The 17082-nt window shown below is 73.1% G+C and carries 13 protein-coding genes; 4 read left to right on the forward strand and 9 right to left on the reverse strand.

Annotation, left to right across the window (positions count from 1 at the left end):
- Positions 1-5: 5 nt before the first annotated feature.
- The gene (locus HKK73_RS10145; RefSeq protein ID WP_021481347.1) at positions 6-1004 is read right to left on the reverse strand and encodes a TerC family protein; all 999 of its coding nucleotides are present in this window, start codon (positions 1002-1004) and stop codon (positions 6-8) included.
- A gap of 277 nt (positions 1005-1281) precedes the next feature.
- Positions 1282-3390: an excinuclease ABC subunit UvrB gene (gene uvrB / locus HKK73_RS10150; RefSeq protein WP_031315536.1), complete on the reverse strand. Its 2109-nt coding sequence runs from the start codon at positions 3388-3390 to the stop codon at positions 1282-1284.
- A 241-nt stretch (positions 3391-3631) separates the two neighbouring features.
- On the opposite strand from uvrB, the gene HKK73_RS10155 reads away from it, so the two are divergent.
- Positions 3632-4984, forward strand: coding sequence for a choice-of-anchor A family protein (locus HKK73_RS10155; RefSeq protein WP_144723247.1), 1353 nt, complete (start codon positions 3632-3634; stop codon positions 4982-4984).
- Between the two features lie 52 nt (positions 4985-5036).
- Here the strand turns inward: HKK73_RS10155 and HKK73_RS10160 are convergent, their stop codons facing one another.
- The 3 genes from HKK73_RS10160 to HKK73_RS10170 form a co-directional block, all read right to left on the reverse strand.
- Positions 5037-5654 (reverse strand): pyroglutamyl-peptidase I, encoded by a 618-nt coding sequence (locus tag HKK73_RS10160; RefSeq protein ID WP_171467930.1) that lies wholly within the window; start codon positions 5652-5654, stop codon positions 5037-5039.
- Entirely contained in the window at positions 5651-6292 is a 642-nt protein-coding gene (coaE, locus tag HKK73_RS10165; protein ID WP_171467931.1) for a dephospho-CoA kinase, read from the reverse strand. Before coaE ends, HKK73_RS10160 begins: the two co-directional genes overlap by 4 nt.
- Positions 6293-6362: 70 nt before the next feature.
- Positions 6363-6896: a MarR family winged helix-turn-helix transcriptional regulator gene (locus HKK73_RS10170; RefSeq protein WP_085387880.1), complete on the reverse strand. Its 534-nt coding sequence runs from the start codon at positions 6894-6896 to the stop codon at positions 6363-6365.
- A 154-nt stretch (positions 6897-7050) separates the two neighbouring features.
- Between HKK73_RS10170 and HKK73_RS10175 the strand changes: the two genes are divergently transcribed.
- Positions 7051-9018 carry an ABC transporter ATP-binding protein gene (locus HKK73_RS10175; RefSeq protein ID WP_114552746.1) on the forward strand — a complete coding sequence of 656 codons (1968 nt, stop codon included), beginning with the start codon at positions 7051-7053 and terminating at the stop codon, positions 9016-9018.
- A 199-nt stretch (positions 9019-9217) separates the two neighbouring features.
- Here the strand turns inward: HKK73_RS10175 and rpsA are convergent, their stop codons facing one another.
- Both rpsA and HKK73_RS10185 read right to left on the reverse strand, forming a co-directional pair.
- Positions 9218-10699, reverse strand: a complete 1482-nt coding sequence (gene rpsA, locus HKK73_RS10180; RefSeq protein ID WP_021483115.1) for a 30S ribosomal protein S1 — start codon at positions 10697-10699, stop codon at positions 9218-9220.
- A 217-nt stretch (positions 10700-10916) separates the two neighbouring features.
- Complete coding sequence (locus tag HKK73_RS10185) at positions 10917-11942, reverse strand: 6-phosphofructokinase (protein ID WP_034651013.1); 1026 nt, start codon at positions 11940-11942, stop codon at positions 10917-10919.
- Between the two features lie 203 nt (positions 11943-12145).
- Between HKK73_RS10185 and HKK73_RS10190 the strand changes: the two genes are divergently transcribed.
- The gene (locus HKK73_RS10190) at positions 12146-13003 is read left to right on the forward strand and encodes a class I SAM-dependent methyltransferase (RefSeq protein WP_034651011.1); all 858 of its coding nucleotides are present in this window, start codon (positions 12146-12148) and stop codon (positions 13001-13003) included.
- 10 nt (positions 13004-13013) lie between these two features.
- Here the strand turns inward: HKK73_RS10190 and polA are convergent, their stop codons facing one another.
- A complete protein-coding gene (gene polA / locus HKK73_RS10195; protein ID WP_085387879.1) occupies positions 13014-15719 on the reverse strand; it encodes a DNA polymerase I in 2706 nt (901 codons plus the stop codon).
- A gap of 100 nt (positions 15720-15819) precedes the next feature.
- Between polA and HKK73_RS10200 the strand changes: the two genes are divergently transcribed.
- Positions 15820-16203 (forward strand): hotdog fold thioesterase, encoded by a 384-nt coding sequence (locus HKK73_RS10200; protein ID WP_043651213.1) that lies wholly within the window; start codon positions 15820-15822, stop codon positions 16201-16203.
- 36 nt (positions 16204-16239) lie between these two features.
- Here HKK73_RS10200 and HKK73_RS10205 read toward each other — a convergent pair whose 3' ends face one another.
- Positions 16240-16905 (reverse strand): GNAT family N-acetyltransferase, encoded by a 666-nt coding sequence (locus HKK73_RS10205; protein ID WP_253705612.1) that lies wholly within the window; start codon positions 16903-16905, stop codon positions 16240-16242.
- Between the last annotated feature and the right edge of the window lie 177 nt (positions 16906-17082).

Consider the following 17082-nt stretch of genomic DNA (forward strand, 5'->3'; position numbering starts at 1 on the left):
GGTGGCTAGCCCTCCGAGATCTCGGCCTCGCGTCGACGGTCGGCGCGGTCCTTGGCGAGGCTCGCGACCGTGGTGATCGTGAGCACGACGACGATGAACCCGAGGGACAGGGCGGTCGGGATCTCCGGGATGACGGTGATGTGCTCACCGCCGTTGATGAACGGCACCTCGTTCTTGTGCAGCGCGTGGATGAGCAGCTTCACGCCGATGAAGCCGAGGATCGCGGCGAGGCCGTAGGCGAGGTAGACGAGGCGGTCCAGCAGGCCGTCGATGAGGAAGTAGAGCTGGCGCAGGCCGAGCAGCGAGAACGCGTTCGCCGCGAACACGAGGTACGTCTCCTGCGTGAGGCCGAAGATCGCGGGGATCGAGTCGACGGCAAACAGCAGGTCGGCGCTGCCGATCGCGATCATGACGATGAGCATCGGGGTGATGAAGCGCTTCCCGTCGATCTTGGTCGTCATCTTGTCCTCGACGTACGTCTCCGTCGTCGGGAACAGGCGGCGGGTCAGCCTGAGCGCGCCGTTCTCGTGGAACTCCTCGTCGTGACCGGAGCCCGCCTTCACCTGCGTCCACGCGGTGTACAGCAGGAACGCGCCGAAGACGTAGAAGATCCAGCTGAAGTTCTCGATGAGCGCGGCGCCCAGGAGGATGAAGATCGTCCGCAGGACGAGCGCGATCGTGATGCCGATCAGCAGGACCTTCTGCTGGTACAGCCGCGGGACGCGGAAGCTCGTCATGATGAGCACGAAGACGAAGAGGTTGTCGACCGACAGGCTCTTCTCGGTGATGTAGCCGGCGAAGTACTCGCCGCCGTACGTCGACCCCCAGACGGCCCAGACGATGCCGCCGAACAGCACCGCGACGGCGACGTAGCCCGCGGACCACCAGCTGGCCTCGCGCAGGCTCGGGGCGTGCGGCGTGCGCACGTGGCCGACGTAGTCGACGGCGAGCATCGCGAGGATCACGCCGATGGTGACGAGCCAGGCCCAGACGGGGACGTCCATGCAGAAACCTCCGGTACGTAGCACTGAGTACCGAAGGTCTCTTCCGCCACGCACCGCCATGCGCGCGCGTCCGAGACGCGGGCTGGTGGTTGCGGGACCGGTGACACCGGGCCGACGACTGCGCCGACCGTGATGACGACATCACCGCGGAGGAATACTCCCCTTCAACGAGGAGCCAGCATAGGCCATCGCTCCTGCTCGTGTGACAACACCACGCCACCGTGGACTGTTCCGCGGGCACGCCCGCGGCGACGCCCGGCCGGTCCCCCAGGACCGGTCAGGCCGTCGCGGCGTGCATCTGGCGCAGCTCCTTCTTGAGCCCCGAGATCTCGTCGCGCAGCCGGGCCGCGAGCTCGAACTGGAGCTCGCCCGCGGCCGCGTGCATCTGGTCGCTCAGCTCCTGGATGAGCTCCGCGAGGTCGCTCGCCGCCGCGCCCGCGAGCCGGTTCCCCGACGACGCACCCTCCTTCGGGCCGCCCGGCACCGGGGCCTTGCCCTTCGCGCCCTTGCCCGGCTGGCGGTAGCCACCGGCCAGGAGCTCGGCGGTGTCCACGTCCTCGCGCGCGAGCATGTCGGTCACGTCGGAGATGCGCTTGCGCAGCGGCGTCGGGTCGACGCCGTGCTCGGTGTTGTACGCGATCTGCTTCTCGCGGCGACGCTCGGTCTCCTCGATCGCCGCGGCCATCGCCGGCGTGATCCGGTCCGCGTACATGTGCACCTGGCCGGACACGTTGCGGGCCGCGCGCCCGATCGTCTGGATGAGCGACTTGGGCGAGCGCAGGAAGCCCTCCTTGTCGGCGTCGAGGATCGCGACGAGCGAGACCTCGGGCAGGTCGAGGCCCTCGCGCAGCAGGTTGATGCCGACGAGGACGTCGTACTCGCCGAGGCGCAGCTCGCGCAGCAGCTCGACGCGGCGCAGCGTGTCGACCTCCGAGTGGAGGTAGCGGACCCGCACGTCCTTCTCGAGCAGGTAGTCCGTGAGGTCCTCGGCCATCTTCTTGGTGAGCGTCGTGACCAGCACGCGCTCGTCGCGGTCGACCCGCTCGCGGATCTCGTGCAGGAGGTCGTCGATCTGGCCGGTGGTCGGCTTGACGATCACCTCGGGGTCCACGAGGCCCGTGGGGCGGATGATCTGCTCGACCACGCCGTCCGCCATCGAGAGCTCGTAGTCGCCCGGCGTGGCCGACAGGTACACGGTCTGGCCGATGCGCTCGACGAACTCCTCCCACCGCAGCGGGCGGTTGTCCATCGCGCTCGGCAGGCGGAACCCGTGGTCCACCAGGCTGCGCTTGCGCGACATGTCACCCTCGAACATCGCGCCGATCTGCGGCACGGTCACGTGCGACTCGTCGATGACGAGGAGGAAGTCCTCCGGGAAGTAGTCGAGCAGGGTGTTCGGGGGCGACCCCGCCTCGCGGCCGTCGATGTGCCGGGAGTAGTTCTCGATCCCGGAGCACGTGCCGATCTGGCGCATCATCTCGATGTCGTAGGTGGTGCGCATGCGCAGGCGCTGCGCCTCGAGCAGCTTGTTCTGCCGCTCGAGCTCGTCGAGCCGCTCCGTGAGCTCGGCCTCGATCGAGGAGATCGCGCGCTCCATGCGCTCCGGCCCGGCGACGTAGTGCGTCGCGGGGAACACGTGGATGCTCGGCTCGGAGCGGATGACCTCGCCCGTGAGCGGGTGCAGCGTCTGGATGCTCTCGATCTCGTCGCCGAAGAACTCGATGCGGACCGCGAGCTCCTCGTAGACCGGGATGATCTCGACCGTGTCGCCGCGCACGCGAAACGTGCCGCGCGTGAACGCCATGTCGTTGCGCGTGTACTGCATCGTGACGAACTGCCGCAGCAGGTCGTCGCGCTCCACCTGCATCCCGACGTCGAGGCGCACCATCCGGTCGACGTACTCCTGCGGGGTGCCGAGGCCGTAGATGCACGACACGGACGCCACGACGACGACGTCCCGGCGCGTGAGCAGCGAGCTCGTCGCGGAGTGGCGCAGCCGCTCCACCTCGTCGTTGATGGACGAGTCCTTCTCGATGTAGGTGTCCGTCTGCGCGATGTACGCCTCGGGCTGGTAGTAGTCGTAGTACGAGACGAAGTACTCGACCGCGTTGTTCGGCAGCAGCTCGCGGAACTCCGTGGCGAGCTGCGCGGCGAGCGTCTTGTTGGGGGCCATGACGAGCGTCGGGCGCTGCAGCTCCTCGATCAGCCAGGCCGTCGTCGCGGACTTCCCGGTACCGGTGGCACCGAGCAGCACGACGTCCTTCTCGCCCGCGCGGACGCGCTGCGAGAGGTCCGCGATGGCCGTGGGCTGGTCGCCCGACGGCTGGTACTCGGAGATGACCTCGAACGGAGCGGTGGCACGCTGGAGATCGGTCACGGGACGCATGTGTCCACGGTACGTCCAGCCACCCACATCGTTCGCGGGAGCACCTCGACGGGCCGCGCACCCTATACACCCGACTTCACCCGCGCGCAATTTGGAAGGCGTGGTGCCGAACCCCTAGGGTTCCCTCGACCTGCCCGCTCCCCGATGCCCGTGGAGCTCCGGCGACCGGCCGGCCACGGGCGTGGAGGCCCGCGCGCAGCTCTCGTCAGCACGGCCAACGACCCCTCGACCTGGAGCCCTCATGCGCCTGCACCCCGCGCGCCCCCGCGGAATCCCCCTGATCGCCCTCACCACCCTGGCCCTGTCGGCCGGCTTCGTCGCGCCCGCGAGCGCGACGCCCGCCGTCGACGCCGACGACGTCTGCTCCGCGGACGCCACGACCCGTCCCGTCGGCGTCTACGAGCTCACCGCGGTGGAGGACGCGGGCGTCGGCATCTGGGCCGGCGGCGGGCTCACCGTCACGACCGCGACCGAGCTCGAGGGCCGCGTCGTGGTCGGCGGGGACGCCGACCTCGCGGGGGCCGGCTCCCTCAACGTCGGGACCGCGGGCGGCGGCGGGTCAGGGATCACCCCTGCGGGCGGGACCGACATGCTCGTCGTCGGCGGCGACCTCGCCACCGCCCGGAACACGCAGGTCGGATTCCACGCGTCGCGCGGCGGCAACGTCGTCGTCGGAGGCACGATCACGGGCTCGGCCCCGAGCACCGAGAGCGCGAACGCGCTCGGCACGCACGGGTCCGTGCGCCAGGGCGTCGGCCGGGACGCGGCGCTCGCGCCCTACGACGAGCTCCCCGCGCTCGTCGCCGGCATCGCCGCCGACGCCACCGACGGCGCCGAGCAGGTCGCCCCCGAGAACGGCGCCCTGACCGTCGAGGCGGGCGCGCGGTACGCGCTCACGGCGGAGGGTGCCGCGTCGCTCCGCGAGCTGCACGTCACCGGCACCGGGCCGGTGCTGCTCAGCGTCACCGGGTCGACGGTGCGCATCCCGTCCCTTCAGTACGTCGCGTACGGCGGCGTGCGCCTCTACCAGGCGACGCAGTACCTGTCGTCCCACTTCCTCTGGGCGTTCCCGGACGCGACGCAGGTCGCGCTCGGCACGAACGACCAGTTCCCCGGCACGATCGTCGTCCCGCGCGCCGACGCGACGCTCACGGTGTCCACGTCGACGAACGGGCGCGTCCTCGCGAACGGCGCGGTCGCGTACACCGGCGGGGCCGGCATCGAGCACCACAACTACCCGTTCGCGGGCCCGTGCGAGCCCGTCCCGGTCGCCGCGGAGCCGGAGCCGGAGCCGACGCCCGAGGCCCCGACCCCGGGTGGCACCGAGACGACGACGCCTCCGACGACCACCGAGACCCCCGGCGCCGAGGTGCCGGGCGAGCCCGCCGCGGAGAGCACGCCCGCTCCGCAGGCGACGCCCGTCGCGAGCACGGACCCGACGCCGTCGGCGGCCCCCAGCAGCGAGCCGACGCCGGGGGGCGGGCTGGCCTCGACCGGTTCGTCCGTCGTCGTGCTCGCCGTGGTGGCGGCGCTCCTGCTCGCCGGGGGCGCGACGCTGCTCGTGGTCGTCGCCCGCCGCCGCGCGGCGGGCTGACGGTCCGTGGCGCCGGGGCCGGCGGGGCGACCTGCCGGCCCCCGGCGCCCGCTCAGCTCTCGCTGCCCGCGGCGACCCGTGGCTCGGGGGCGCCACGGAGCGCCTCCCGCACGACGGCCGCGACGGCGGTCACCTGGTCCTCGACGGGCACCGCGCCGGCGTCGGGCACGTGCACGAAGCCCGCACGGCGGCCCGGCACGGAGCCCCAGTGGTGCATGAGGGCGTAGAACACGTCGTTGCACACGTACGTGCCGGCCGTCCCGGACACCTCCACGGGGACACCGGCCTCCCGGACGGCGACGAGCGACGCCTTGAGCGGGAGCGTGGACCAGTGGCCGACGGGCGCCCCCGGCACGACGGGCACGTCGACCGGCTGCGCCCCGGCGTTGTCGGGGATCCGGGCGTCGCGCACGTTGACGGCCACGCGCTCGAGGCGCACGCGCCCGGCGCCGCCCGCGAGCCCCAGCGCCACGACGACCTCCGGGTCGTGCTCCCGGACGACGGCGTCGAGCGCGGGCCACGCCCCGGCGAACGTCACGGGGAGCCGGACGGCGACCACGCGGTCCCCCACGAGCTCCTCGCCGCGCTCCGCGAGGAGCTGGGCGGTCTCCCACGAGGGGTTCGTCGCGTCGCCGCCGAAGGGCTCGAAGCCGCTCACCACGACCGTCACGCCTCGCGCTCCTCGAGCTCCGCGAGCGCCTCCGCGTTGACCTCCGCGCGCACGCGCGCCCAGAGCGCGTCGACCTGCGCGCGCAGCGCGTCGGGCTCGCCCGAGCCGTCGAGGGTGACGTCCGCGGCCGCGAGGCGCGCCGTGTCGTCGGCCTGCGCGGCGATCCGCGCGCGCGCCTCGTCCTCGCTCAGCCCCCGCGAGGTCACGAGGCGGTCCACCCGGACGTCCTCGGGCGTGTGCACGACCACGACGCAGTGGAACCGCGCCGGGTCGCCCGTCTCGACGAGGAGCGGGATGTCGTGCACGACGACGGCCCGCGGGTCGGCCGCACCGGCCGCGGCCTCGCGCTCGGCGGCGAGGCGGCGCACCTCGGGGTGGACGATCGCGTTGAGCCGCTCGCGCGCGGCGTCGTCCCCGAACACCACGCGCCCGAGCGCGGGCCGGTCGAGCGCGCCGTCCTCCCCGAGCACCCCGGGGCCGAAGGCCTCGACGACCTCGTCCAGGCCGACGGTGCCGGGCGCGACGGCGTCGCGCGCGAGGGCGTCGTAGTCGACGACCACCGCGCCCAGCTCGGCGAAGCGGGCGAGGGCGACGGACTTCCCCGCCGCTATTCCTCCGGTCAGGCCGATGCGAAACATGCGTCCCATCCTGCCAGCCGGCGCACCGCCCCGCGTCGGGGCGTGAGGTGGCCCCACGTCCGGCCACCGCTCAGCGGGAGGACCCCGCCCCCGGGGCGCCCTCGGCCGCTTCGCCGTCGTCGGGCCGCTCGCCCGCGACCGCGCGCAGCAGTCGGAGCAGCTCGGCGCGCTCGTGCGCGTCCAGGCGGGCCAGCAGGGTGCCCGCGCTCGACGACCTCTCCGCCCCGACCTGCTCGACGACCTCGCGCCCGCGCGGCGTCAGCTCGACGAGCGTGGCGCGACGGTCCTGCGGGTCGGGGGTGCGGCGCACGAGACCGGCCTGCTCGGCGTCGTCGACCTTCGAGGTGACCGAGCGCGGTGCGACGTCGAGCGCCGACGCCACCGCGCCGAGCCGGCACGGGCCGTCGCAGCGGGAGAGGAAGCGCAGCATCCGGAACTGGCCGGGCGTCGTGCCCGCGGGCTCGAGCCGCTCGCTCGCCTCGCGGCGCACGCTGCGCAGCGCGGCGTGCAGGAGCGCGAGGAACTCCCCCGCCTCGTCGGTGGAGGTGGCTCGGCCGCCCGGGGCTGCGCCCGGCGTGGCAGGCTGGCTCGCGTCGGTCGTCACGAGGCTGAGCGTACCGGGACCGGGCCCACTTGTGGTATCGGCTCATTGTGAGTTAGACTCACTATCGTGGTCGCGCGAGCGATCCCCGGACCGCGCCCGCCGGACGGCCACCGCCGCCGCGGACGACGCGCCCCTCCCCCACCCAGGAGGCCCCATGTCCTTCCCCTCATCCCTCCCCGGCGCCGGCGGCGGGCGCGGCATGCGCTCCTTCCGCCAGGACGCCTCCGTCACCTCCCGGCGGCTGCACCGCGGCACGATCCGCCGGGTGCTCACGTTCGCCCGGCCCTACCGGCGCCAGCTCGCCGCGTTCCTCGTGCTCATCTCCGTCGACGCCGCCGCCGGTGCCGTCACCCCGCTCCTGTTCCAGCGCATCATCGACGACGGCATCACCGCGGGCGACGTCGGCCTCGTCGTCGCGCTCTCGGCGGTCGCCGCCGGCCTCGCCGTGCTCTCCGGCGCGCTCGGCGTCGCGCAGCGCTGGTTCTCCTCCCGCATCGGCGAGGGGCTCATCGTCGACCTGCGCACCGCGGTCTTCGACCACGTCCAGCGCATGCCGCTCGCCTTCTTCAGCCGGACGCGCACCGGTGCGCTCGTCCAGCGCCTCAACGGCGACGTCCTCGGCGCCCAGCAGGCGTTCACGTCGACCCTGTCGAACGTGTTCTCCAACCTGCTCACCGTCGTGTTCGTGCTCGCCGCGATGCTCTCGATGTCGTGGCAGCTCACCCTCCTCGCGCTCACCCTCCTGCCCGCGTTCGTCCTGCCCGCCCGCTGGGTCGGCAAGCGCCTCGCCGCGATCACCCGGGAGAGCTACGAGCTCAACGCCGAGGCGGCGCAGACGATGAACGAGCGCTTCAACGTGGCGGGCGCCCATCTCGTCAAGGTGTTCGGCGACCCGGACCGCGAGTCGTCACGGTTCGCCGCCCAGGCGCGCCGGGTCCGTGACATCGGGGTCCGCCAGGCCATGTACGGGACGGTCTTCCGCGTCGGTCTCACGGTCGTCGCGTCCGTCGCCGTCGCGATCGTCTACGGTCTCGGTGGCGTCATGGCCATCTCGGGCTCGCTGACCGTCGGCACGGTCGTCGCGCTCACCGCCTACCTGGGCCGTCTCTACGGCCCGCTGACGGCGATGTCGAACGTCCAGGTCGACGTCATGACGGCCCTCGTCAGCTTCGAGCGCGTGCTCGAGGTGCTCGACCTCGAGCCCACCGTCACGGACGCCCCCGACGCCCACGACCTCGCCGCGGACGTCGCGCGCGAGGGCGCGAGCCTCGAGCTCGACGGCGTGACCTTCCGCTACCCGAGCGCGGCCGAGGTCTCCCTCGCGTCGCTCGAGTCCGTGGCCGTCGAGGGCACGGACCCGACCACCGACACGCTCCACGACGTCTCGTTCTCCGTGCCCGCGGGCGCGATGGTCGCGCTCGTCGGGTCGTCCGGCGCGGGCAAGACCACCGTGTCGCAGCTCGTGACGCGCATGTACGACCCGAGCGCCGGCCACGTCCGGATCGCCGGTCGCGACCTGCGCGACGTCACGCAGGAGAGCCTGCACGACGCCGTCGGCGTGGTCACGCAGGAGGCGCACCTGTTCCACGACTCGATCGCGGAGAACCTGCGGTACGCCAAGCCCGACGCGACCGACGCCGAGCTCGAGTCCGCGCTGCGGCGCGCGCACGTGTGGGACGTCGTCGCCGCCCTGCCGTCCGGCATGGACACCGTCGTGGGCGACCGCGGCTACCGGATGTCCGGCGGCGAGCGGCAGCGCCTCGCGATCGCCCGGGTGTTCCTCAAGGCCCCTCAGCTCGTCGTCCTCGACGAGGCGACGGCGCACCTCGACTCGGACTCCGAGGCGGCGGTCCAGGCCGCGCTCGCCGAGGCGCTGCGCGGCCGGACCTCGCTCGTCATCGCGCACCGCCTCTCCACCGTCCGCGAGGCCGACCTCATCGTCGTGCTCGACGCCGGCCGGGTCGTCGAGACGGGCACGCACACCGAGCTCCTGGCTCGTGGCGGGCGCTACGCCACGCTCTACCGGACGCAGTTCGCCGACTCGCCCGCGCCGTCGGGCACCGACCCGGCCACCGTCCCGGCCGCTGCCACGGCCCCCGAGCCCGCGCCCGCGACCGCCTGACGTCCGACCGCCGAGCAGGCGGTCCCGGGGCGTCGACCAGGTGGTCCTGGCTCGTCCGGGGCCGTTGACGGACCAGGACCACCTGGTCGGCGCCGTGAGTGCCCGGGCACGTGCCGGACATGGCGAAGGCCCGCCACCCCGAGGGGTGGCGGGCCTTCGTCTGCTCAGCGTGGCGTCCCGCGCGGGGCCGCCGGCCGGGTCAGTTGCCCGTGAGCTTCTCGCGGAGCGCGGCGAGCGCCTCGTCCGACGCGAGCGTGCCCGTCGCCTCGGCGGCCGGGGCCGACGAGTAGGACGTGCTGGAGGACGACGAGCTCGAGGAGCTCGTGGTCTCGCCCGACGCGGCGTCGTAGTCGGCCTTGACGGCCTCGGCGACCTGCTTGCGGTGCGCCTCCCAGCGCTCGTGCGCCTTGGCGTACTCCGCCTCCCACGCCTCGCGCTGCGCCTCGAAGCCCTCGAGCCACTCGTTGGTCTCCGGGTCGAAGCCCTCGGGGTACTTGTAGTTCCCCTGCTCGTCGTACTCGGCGGCCATGCCGTAGAGCGCGGGGTCGAAGTCGTCCGACTCCGGGTCCACGCCCTCGTTGGCCTGCTTGAGCGACAGCGAGATGCGGCGGCGCTCGAGGTCGATGTCGATGACCTTGACGAAGACCTCGTCACCGACGTTGACGACCTGCTCCGGCAGCTCGACGTGGCGCACGGCCAGCTCCGAGATGTGCACGAGGCCCTCGATGCCGTCCTCGACGCGCACGAACGCACCGAACGGGACGAGCTTGGTGACCTTGCCCGGGACGACCTGACCGATCGCGTGGGTCCGGGCGAACGTCTGCCACGGGTCCTCCTGCGTCGCCTTCAGCGACAGCGAGACGCGCTCGCGGTCGAAGTCGACGTCCAGGACCTCGACCGTGACCTCCTGGCCGACCTCGACGACCTCGGACGGGTGGTCGATGTGCTTCCAGGACAGCTCGGAGACGTGCACGAGGCCGTCGACGCCGCCGAGGTCCACGAACGCACCGAAGTTGACGATCGAGGAGACGACACCGGGGCGCACCTGGCCCTTCTGCAGGGTCTGCAGGAAGGTGGAGCGGACCTCGGACTGCGTCTGCTCGAGCCAGGCACGGCGCGAGAGGACGACGTTGTTGCGGTTCTTGTCGAGCTCGATGATCTTCGCCTCGATCTCCTTGCCGACGTACGGCTGGAGGTCGCGGACGCGACGCATCTCCACCAGGGAGGCCGGGAGGAAGCCACGGAGGCCGATGTCGAGGATGAGACCACCCTTGACGACCTCGATGACGGTGCCGGTGACGACGCCGTCCTCCTCCTTGATCTTCTCGATCGTGCCCCAGGCGCGCTCGTACTGGGCGCGCTTCTTGGACAGGATCAGACGGCCTTCCTTGTCCTCCTTCTGGAGGACGAGGGCCTCGACCGCGTCGCCGACGTTGACGACCTCACCGGGGTCCACGTCGTGCTTGATGGACAGCTCGCGGGAGGGGATGACGCCCTCGGTCTTGTAGCCGATGTCGAGGAGGACCTCGTCGCGGTCCACCTTGACGATCGTGCCTTCGACGATGTCGCCGTCGTTGAAGTACTTGATGGTCGCGTCAACGGCGGCGAGGAAGTCCTCCTCGGTGCCGATGTCGTTGACGGCAACCTGGGGTGCGGACTTCGCGGGGGTAGAGATGGTCATTGAGTTCGATGCTCCGATGCGGACAGGTGTAGTCGAGCGGGTAGGGTTTTCGGCGCGTCTCCCGCCGACGCCCCCGGACGCTCCGGCGTCGTGGTCGACGTCGTGGCTCGGGATGTAGGCAGGCGCAGCGCACCGCCGTCCACCTTATCCGGGTGTCACCCCGGCGGTCAACGCGTCTTGCGCGCCCAGCCGGGGCGTCCCGACTACCGGTTCCGCGTCACGCGAGCACGCGGGCGACCCGCAGCAGCTCCTCCGGGACCCGCTTCGGCCGGCCCGCGACCTCCGCGAGCGGCACGAGCTCGACCCGCTCGCCCCGCAGCGCCGTCATGACGCCCGACGTCCCCGCGCTCACGGCGTCCACGGCCGCGACGCCGAAGCGGCTGCCGAGGATCCGGTCGGTCGGCGTGGGCTCGCCCCCGCGCTGCACGTGGCCGAGCACCGTGAGCCGGGTGTCGAACCCGGTGCGCTCCGCGATCTCGGCGCTCACCCGCTCCCCGATCGAGCCGGCGACGATCTCCCCGAACCGGCCGAGCTGCTGCGTGAACTCCATCGACGACCCCTCGCGCGGCACGGCGCCCTCGGCCACGACGACGATCGAGAAGTTCGCGTGCGCGCGGTGCCGGTGGCGGAGGAACTTCACGACCTGGTCGATGTCGAACGGCTGCTCCGGCGCGAGCACGACCTCGGCGCCGCCGGCGATGCCCGCGTTGACCGCGATCCAGCCGGCGTGGCGGCCCATGACCTCGACCACCATGACGCGGTTGTGGCTCTCCGCCGTCGTGTGCACGCGGTCGAGCGCCTCCGTCGCGATGTTCACGGCGGTGTGGAACCCGATCGACAGGTCCGTCCCCTCGACGTCGTTGTCGATCGTCTTGGGGATGGCGACGATCTTCACGCCCGCCTCCGCGACACGGCTCGCCGCGTGCAGCGTGCCGTCGCCGCCGATGCAGATCAGCGCGTCGAGGTGCTCGGCCTCGACCGTCGCGAGCACGGCGTCCATGCTGCCGTCCTCCTCGCGCGGGTGGAACCGCGCCGTGCCGAGCAGCGTGCCGCCCACGGGCAGGACGTTCCGGATGTCCTGACGGCCGAGCGGGTGCACGTCGCCGTCGACGACGCCGCGCCAGCCGTTGCGGAAGCCGATGATGGTGTGCCCGTACTCCCCCGTCCCCTGCTTGACCACGGCCCGGATCGCCGCGTTCAGCCCGGGGCAGTCGCCCCCGCCGGTGAGAAGTCCGATGCGCACCTGTTCCTCCGTCTCGTCGTCGCGTCGCGCGGCCTCGCGCGCATGCCGGGCGTCGACGGAGGTGCCGACCTCCGCGGCACCGCGTCGCCCTCAACCCTAGCCACCCCCGCGCGACGGGTCATCGCCCGTCCCGGTCCGCGGGCACGCCGACGACCAAGGTCCCGACCGGACGGGCCGTGCGGCGGGACCGGGAGAATGGGGGCATGAGCGCGTCCTCCTCGCCCGAGCCGCCCGTCGTCGCGCCCTCGGGCGCGACCCCCGGTCCGACCGCCGACGCCGGCTACCGCGACGTGCCCGCGACCGAGGGCGGCCGCGCCGGCCGCGGCTGGTGGGACGCCAACGCGCAGGAGTACCTCCACGAGCACGGGGCCTTCCTCGGCGCGGCGGACTTCTGCTGGTGCCCGGAGGGCCTGCGCGAGCGGGACGCGCGGCTGCTCGGCGACGTCGCGGGGCGCCGGGTGCTCGAGGTCGGCGCGGGCGCGGCGCAGTGCTCGCGCTGGCTCGTCACGCAGGGGGCGGAGGTCGTCGCGACGGACGTGTCCGGCGGCATGCTCGCCGCGGGGGCGGCGCTGGACCGGGCGACGGGCGTGCGCGTCCCGGCCGTCCAGGCCGACGCGCGCCGGCTCCCGTTCGCCGACGCCACGTTCGACGTCGCGTTCACCTCGTTCGGCGCGATCCCGTTCGTGCCCGACGCGGCGGCCGTCCACCGCGAGGTCGCGCGCGTGCTGCGGCCCGGCGGCACGTGGACGTTCTCGGTGACGCACCCGACCCGGTGGGCGTTCCCCGACGACCCGAGCGAGCACGGGCTGACCGCGAACCGGTCCTACTTCGACCGCCGGCCCTACGTCGAGACCGACGCGGCCGGCCGTGTCGTCTACGCCGAATACCACCGCACCCTGGGCGACCACGTGCGCGAGGTGGTCGCCGCCGGGCTGGAGCTGCGCGACGTCGTCGAGCCCGAGTGGCCCGCCGACAACGCCGAGGTGTGGGGCGGATGGGGACCGGTGCGCGGCGCCTACCTGCCCGGGACGGCGATCTTCCGCACGCGCCTCCCGGGCTGACACGCGCGGGTCAGTGACCCGCCTCGTGCCACGTGGCGCCGACGCCGACCGAGACGTCGAGCGGCACGTCGAGGTCCGCTGCGGCACCCATCTGCGTGCGCAGCACCTCCTCGACGGCGTCGCGCTCTCCCGGGGCCACCTCGACCACGAGCTCGTCGTGCACCTGGAGGAGCAGCCGTGAGCGCAGCCCGCGCTCGTCGATCGCGCGCTGCACGTTGAGCATCGCGACCTTGATGATGTCGGCCGCGCTGCCCTGGATCGGCGCGTTGAGGGCCATGCGCTCCGCCATCTGGCGGCGCTGCCGGTTGTCGCTCGTGAGGTCCGGCAGGTACCGGCGGCGCCCGAGGATGGTGGCCGTGTAGCCCGTGGCCCGCGCCTCGTCGACGACGCCCGTGAGGTAGTCGCGCACGCCGCCGAAGCGCTCGAAGTAGTCGTCCATGAGCTTCTGGGCCTCGCCCACCTCGATGGTGAGCTGCTGCGAGAGCCCGAACGCCGACAGCCCGTACGCGAGGCCGTACGACATCGCCTTGATCTTCGAGCGCATCGCGGGCGTGACCTCGGCCGCCGGGACCTCGAACACGCGCGACCCGACGTAGGAGTGCAGGTCCTCCCCGGACCGGAACGCCTCGATGAGACCCTCGTCGCCCGAGAGGTGCGCCATGATGCGCATCTCGATCTGGCTGTAGTCGGCCGTCATGAGCGTCTCGTAGCCCTCGCCGACGACGAACGCGCGCCGGATGCGCCGGCCCGCCTCGGTGCGGATCGGGATGTTCTGGAGGTTCGGCTCGGTCGAGCTGAGCCGGCCCGTCGCCGCGATCGTCTGCTGGAACGTCGTGTGGATGCGGCCGTCGTCGGCGACGGACTTCAGCAGCCCCTCGACCGTCTGGCGCAGCCGCGACGCGTCGCGGTGGGCGAGCAGGTGCTCGAGGAACGGGTGCTGCGTCTTGACGAAGAGGTCCGCGAGCGCCGACGCGTCGGTCGTGTAGCCCGTCTTGATCTTCTTCGTCTTGGGCATCCCGAGCTGGTCGAACAGCACCTCCTGGAGCTGCTTCGGGGAGCCCAGGTTCACCTCGCGCCCGATGACGGCGTAGGCCTCCGACGCGGCGGTCGCGACGAGGTCGCCGAAGTGCTGCTCGAGCTCGCGCAGGTACGTGACGTCCGCCGCGATGCCGCGCTGCTCCATGCGCGCGAGCACCTGGGACAGCGGCAGCTCGAGGTCGGCGAGGAGCGTGGTGGCCCCCCGGTCCTCGAGCTCGCCCGCGAGGACCTCGCCGAGCTGGGCGACGGCGAGCGCGCGCACCGCGTCGCGCTCCTGCTCGCCGCTGCCGTCGAGCGAGAGGTCGAGCGCGCCCTGCGCGTCGTTGCCCGCCTCCGTGTCCGGGCGCAGCTCGCGGTGCAGGTGCCGCACGACGAGGTCGCCCAGGTCGTACCCCCGCTGGTCGGGGTGGCACAGGTACGCGGCGAGCTCGGTGTCGAACGTGACGCCCGCGAGGTCGTAGCCGCGCGCCGCGAGCTCGTGCCAGGCCGACTTCACGCCGTGCACGACCTTGGGTCGCTCCGGGTCGGCGAGCCACGCGGCGAGCGCCTCGTCGTCGGCGCCTGCGACGTCGGCGAGCTCGAGCGCGACGGCCGCCCCGGCGTCGTCGGACACCGCGAGGCCCCACGCGTCCCCGCCGCCCGGCACGACCTTGCCGGCCACCTCGACGCCCAGCGGGCGCGTGCCGTGCTCGGCCAGCCAGGCGCCCAGGCCCCCCGGCAGGACGTCGGCGAGCGCGACGTCGAACCCCGCCTCGGCCGCGACCTCGCCCTCGGGGGCGATCGCGAAGAGCCGGTCGCGCAGGGCGCGGAACTCCAGGGCGTCGAGCACGCGGTGGGCGGCCTCGCGGTCCCAGGGACGGGTCGCGAGGTCGTCGGGGCCGACGGGCAGCTCGAGGTCGCGCAGGAGCGCGTTGAGCTGCCGGTTGAGGCGGACCTGGTCGAGGTGCGCCCGCAGGTTCTCCCCCGCCTTGCCCTTGATCTCGTCCGCGTGGTCCAGCAGGCCGTCCAGGTCGCCGTACGCCGTGATCCACTTGGCGGCCGTCTTGGGACCGACGCCGGGGATGCCCGGCAGGTTGTCGGACGTCTCGCCGACGAGGGCGGCGAGGTCCGGGTAGCGCTCGGGCGGCACGCCGTACTTCTCGACGACGGCGGCGCTGTCCATGCGCGCGAGCTCGGAGACGCCCTTCTTCGGGTAGAGCACCGTGACGTCGGGGCCGACGAGCTGGAACGAGTCCCGGTCCCCCGAGCAGACGAGCACCTCCATCCCGGCCGCGGCCCCCTGCGTCGCGAGGGTCGCGAAGATGTCGTCCGCCTCGTAGCCCTCGCGCTCGAGCGTCGGGATGTGCAGCGTCTCCAGGATCTCCTTGATGAGCGGCACCTGGCCCCGGAACGGTTCGGGGGTGGACTCCCGCGTGCCCTTGTAGCTGGGCAGGATCTCGGTGCGGAAGGACTGGCGCCCGGCGTCGAACGCGACGGCGACGTGCGTGGGCTCCTCGTCCCGCAGGAGGTTGATGAGCATCGAGGTGAACCCGTAGACCGCGTTCGTGTGCTGCCCCGTGGTCGTCGAGAAGTTCTCCGCCGGGAGCGCGAAGAACGCGCGGTAGGCCATGGAGTGTCCGTCGATGAGCAGGAGGCGAGGTCGCGCGGAGGTCGTCACGGGTGCCAACCTATCGCCCATGACCCACACGCACGGTTCCGACCAGAACGCCGCCCCGACCGGGACGCCGACCCCCGCCACCCCGTCGACACCCGACGTCCCGCGTCACGCCTACGAGGCGATGGGCCTGCGCACCGAGGGGACGCTCATTGAGCGCATGGGCATCGAGCTGGGCGAGGTGGGGGCCGACCGCGTCACCGCACGCATGCCCGTGGCGGGCAACACGCAGCCCGCGGGGCTGCTGCACGGGGGCGCGTCCGTCGTCCTCGCCGAGACGCTGGGGTCCATCGCCGCGCAGCTGCACGGCGGGCCCGGGCGCGCGGCCGTCGGCATCGAGGTGAACGCGACGCACCACCGGGGCGTGCGCGACGGCTGGGTGCACGGCGAGGCGGTGGCGGTGCACCGCGGGCGCACGACGGCGAGCTACGAGATCGTCGTGTCCGACGACGAGGGTCGCCGCGTGTGCACGGCGCGCCTCACGTGCATGATCCTCGCGCAGGGCTGACCGGGCGACGCCGGTCGCAGGGCGCGGGAGCCCGGCTCAGCCGGGCAGGGTCTCGCGGGTGTCGGCCTGCGTCACCACGCCCGCGCGGCTGTTGTACTCGGCCTGGAACTCGCGCAGGTCGACCGGCCCCGACATCGTCTCGGTGCGGGCGCGCCGACGGCGCGCGATGAGGTCCTCGAGAGAGCGGGTGCCCCGGCGGGCCGGGGTGAGGTCGGCCGCGAGCCGGCGCTGCAGGACCGCCGTCGAGACGACGCGGTGCCCGGCCACGGGGCCGAAGCCCAGTCGCGCGAGGAAGCGCTGCACGCCGCGGGAACCGGGGATGGGCACGGAGTAGACGTGCGTCGCGCCGGACGACGCGGCGAGCTCGGCCGTCGCGCTGAGGAGCGCGTGGCCCACGCCGCGGCGCCGGGCGTCCTCCCCCACGTACACCGCCTCGACGTACAGGCTCGGCTCGTCCGCGAACAGGTGCGGGTCGAGCACGCGAGCCAGGACGAACCCGACGGGGCGGCCGTCGTGCAGGGCGACGAGCACGTTGCCGCCGGGCAGGGTGAGCAGCACCGACAGGTGCCGGACCAGGCGGTCCTCGTCGGGCGCGCAGATCTGCGCCACGGACGCCGACTCGCGGCGTGCCTCCGAGCACAGCACAGCGATCCCCGGCAGGTCGTCACCGACCGCGGGCCTGACCTCCACTGCTGGGCGCACTGCGCTCCTCCTCGTTCGCACCGTGGGACCGGCGGCGGCACCGAGGGACGTGGGGCGTGAGAAGGTCCACGTCGCTCGGACAGCACCGTCGGCCGTCGACATGAGCACTACGTGGCGACCGTGTTCACCGCCCCGGAACTGCTGGACGCCAGTCCAAGACGATAGCCCGCCCGGAGC

Origin of the sequence: Cellulosimicrobium sp. 72-3 (genome assembly GCF_013127315.1) — a bacterium.
Lineage (GTDB): Bacteria > Actinomycetota > Actinomycetes > Actinomycetales > Cellulomonadaceae > Cellulosimicrobium > Cellulosimicrobium funkei.

Bases quoted from the DNA above. Each gene is read 5' to 3' on its own strand.
- HKK73_RS10155 (WP_144723247.1), top strand. From the start codon at position 3,632: ATGCGCCTGCACCCCGCGCGCCCCCGCGGAATCCCCCTGATCGCCCTC.
- HKK73_RS10190 (WP_034651011.1), top strand. From the start codon at position 12,146: ATGAGCGCGTCCTCCTCGCCCGAGCCGCCCGTCGTCGCGCCCTCGGGC.
- polA (WP_085387879.1), bottom strand. From the start codon at position 15,719: ATGGGCGATAGGTTGGCACCCGTGACGACCTCCGCGCGACCTCGCCTC.
- HKK73_RS10175 (WP_114552746.1), top strand. From the start codon at position 7,051: ATGTCCTTCCCCTCATCCCTCCCCGGCGCCGGCGGCGGGCGCGGCATG.
- HKK73_RS10200 (WP_043651213.1), top strand. From the start codon at position 15,820: ATGGGCCTGCGCACCGAGGGGACGCTCATTGAGCGCATGGGCATCGAG.
- uvrB (WP_031315536.1), bottom strand. From the start codon at position 3,390: ATGCGTCCCGTGACCGATCTCCAGCGTGCCACCGCTCCGTTCGAGGTC.
- HKK73_RS10145 (WP_021481347.1), bottom strand. From the start codon at position 1,004: ATGGACGTCCCCGTCTGGGCCTGGCTCGTCACCATCGGCGTGATCCTC.
- coaE (WP_171467931.1), bottom strand. From the start codon at position 6,292: ATGTTTCGCATCGGCCTGACCGGAGGAATAGCGGCGGGGAAGTCCGTC.
- rpsA (WP_021483115.1), bottom strand. From the start codon at position 10,699: ATGACCATCTCTACCCCCGCGAAGTCCGCACCCCAGGTTGCCGTCAAC.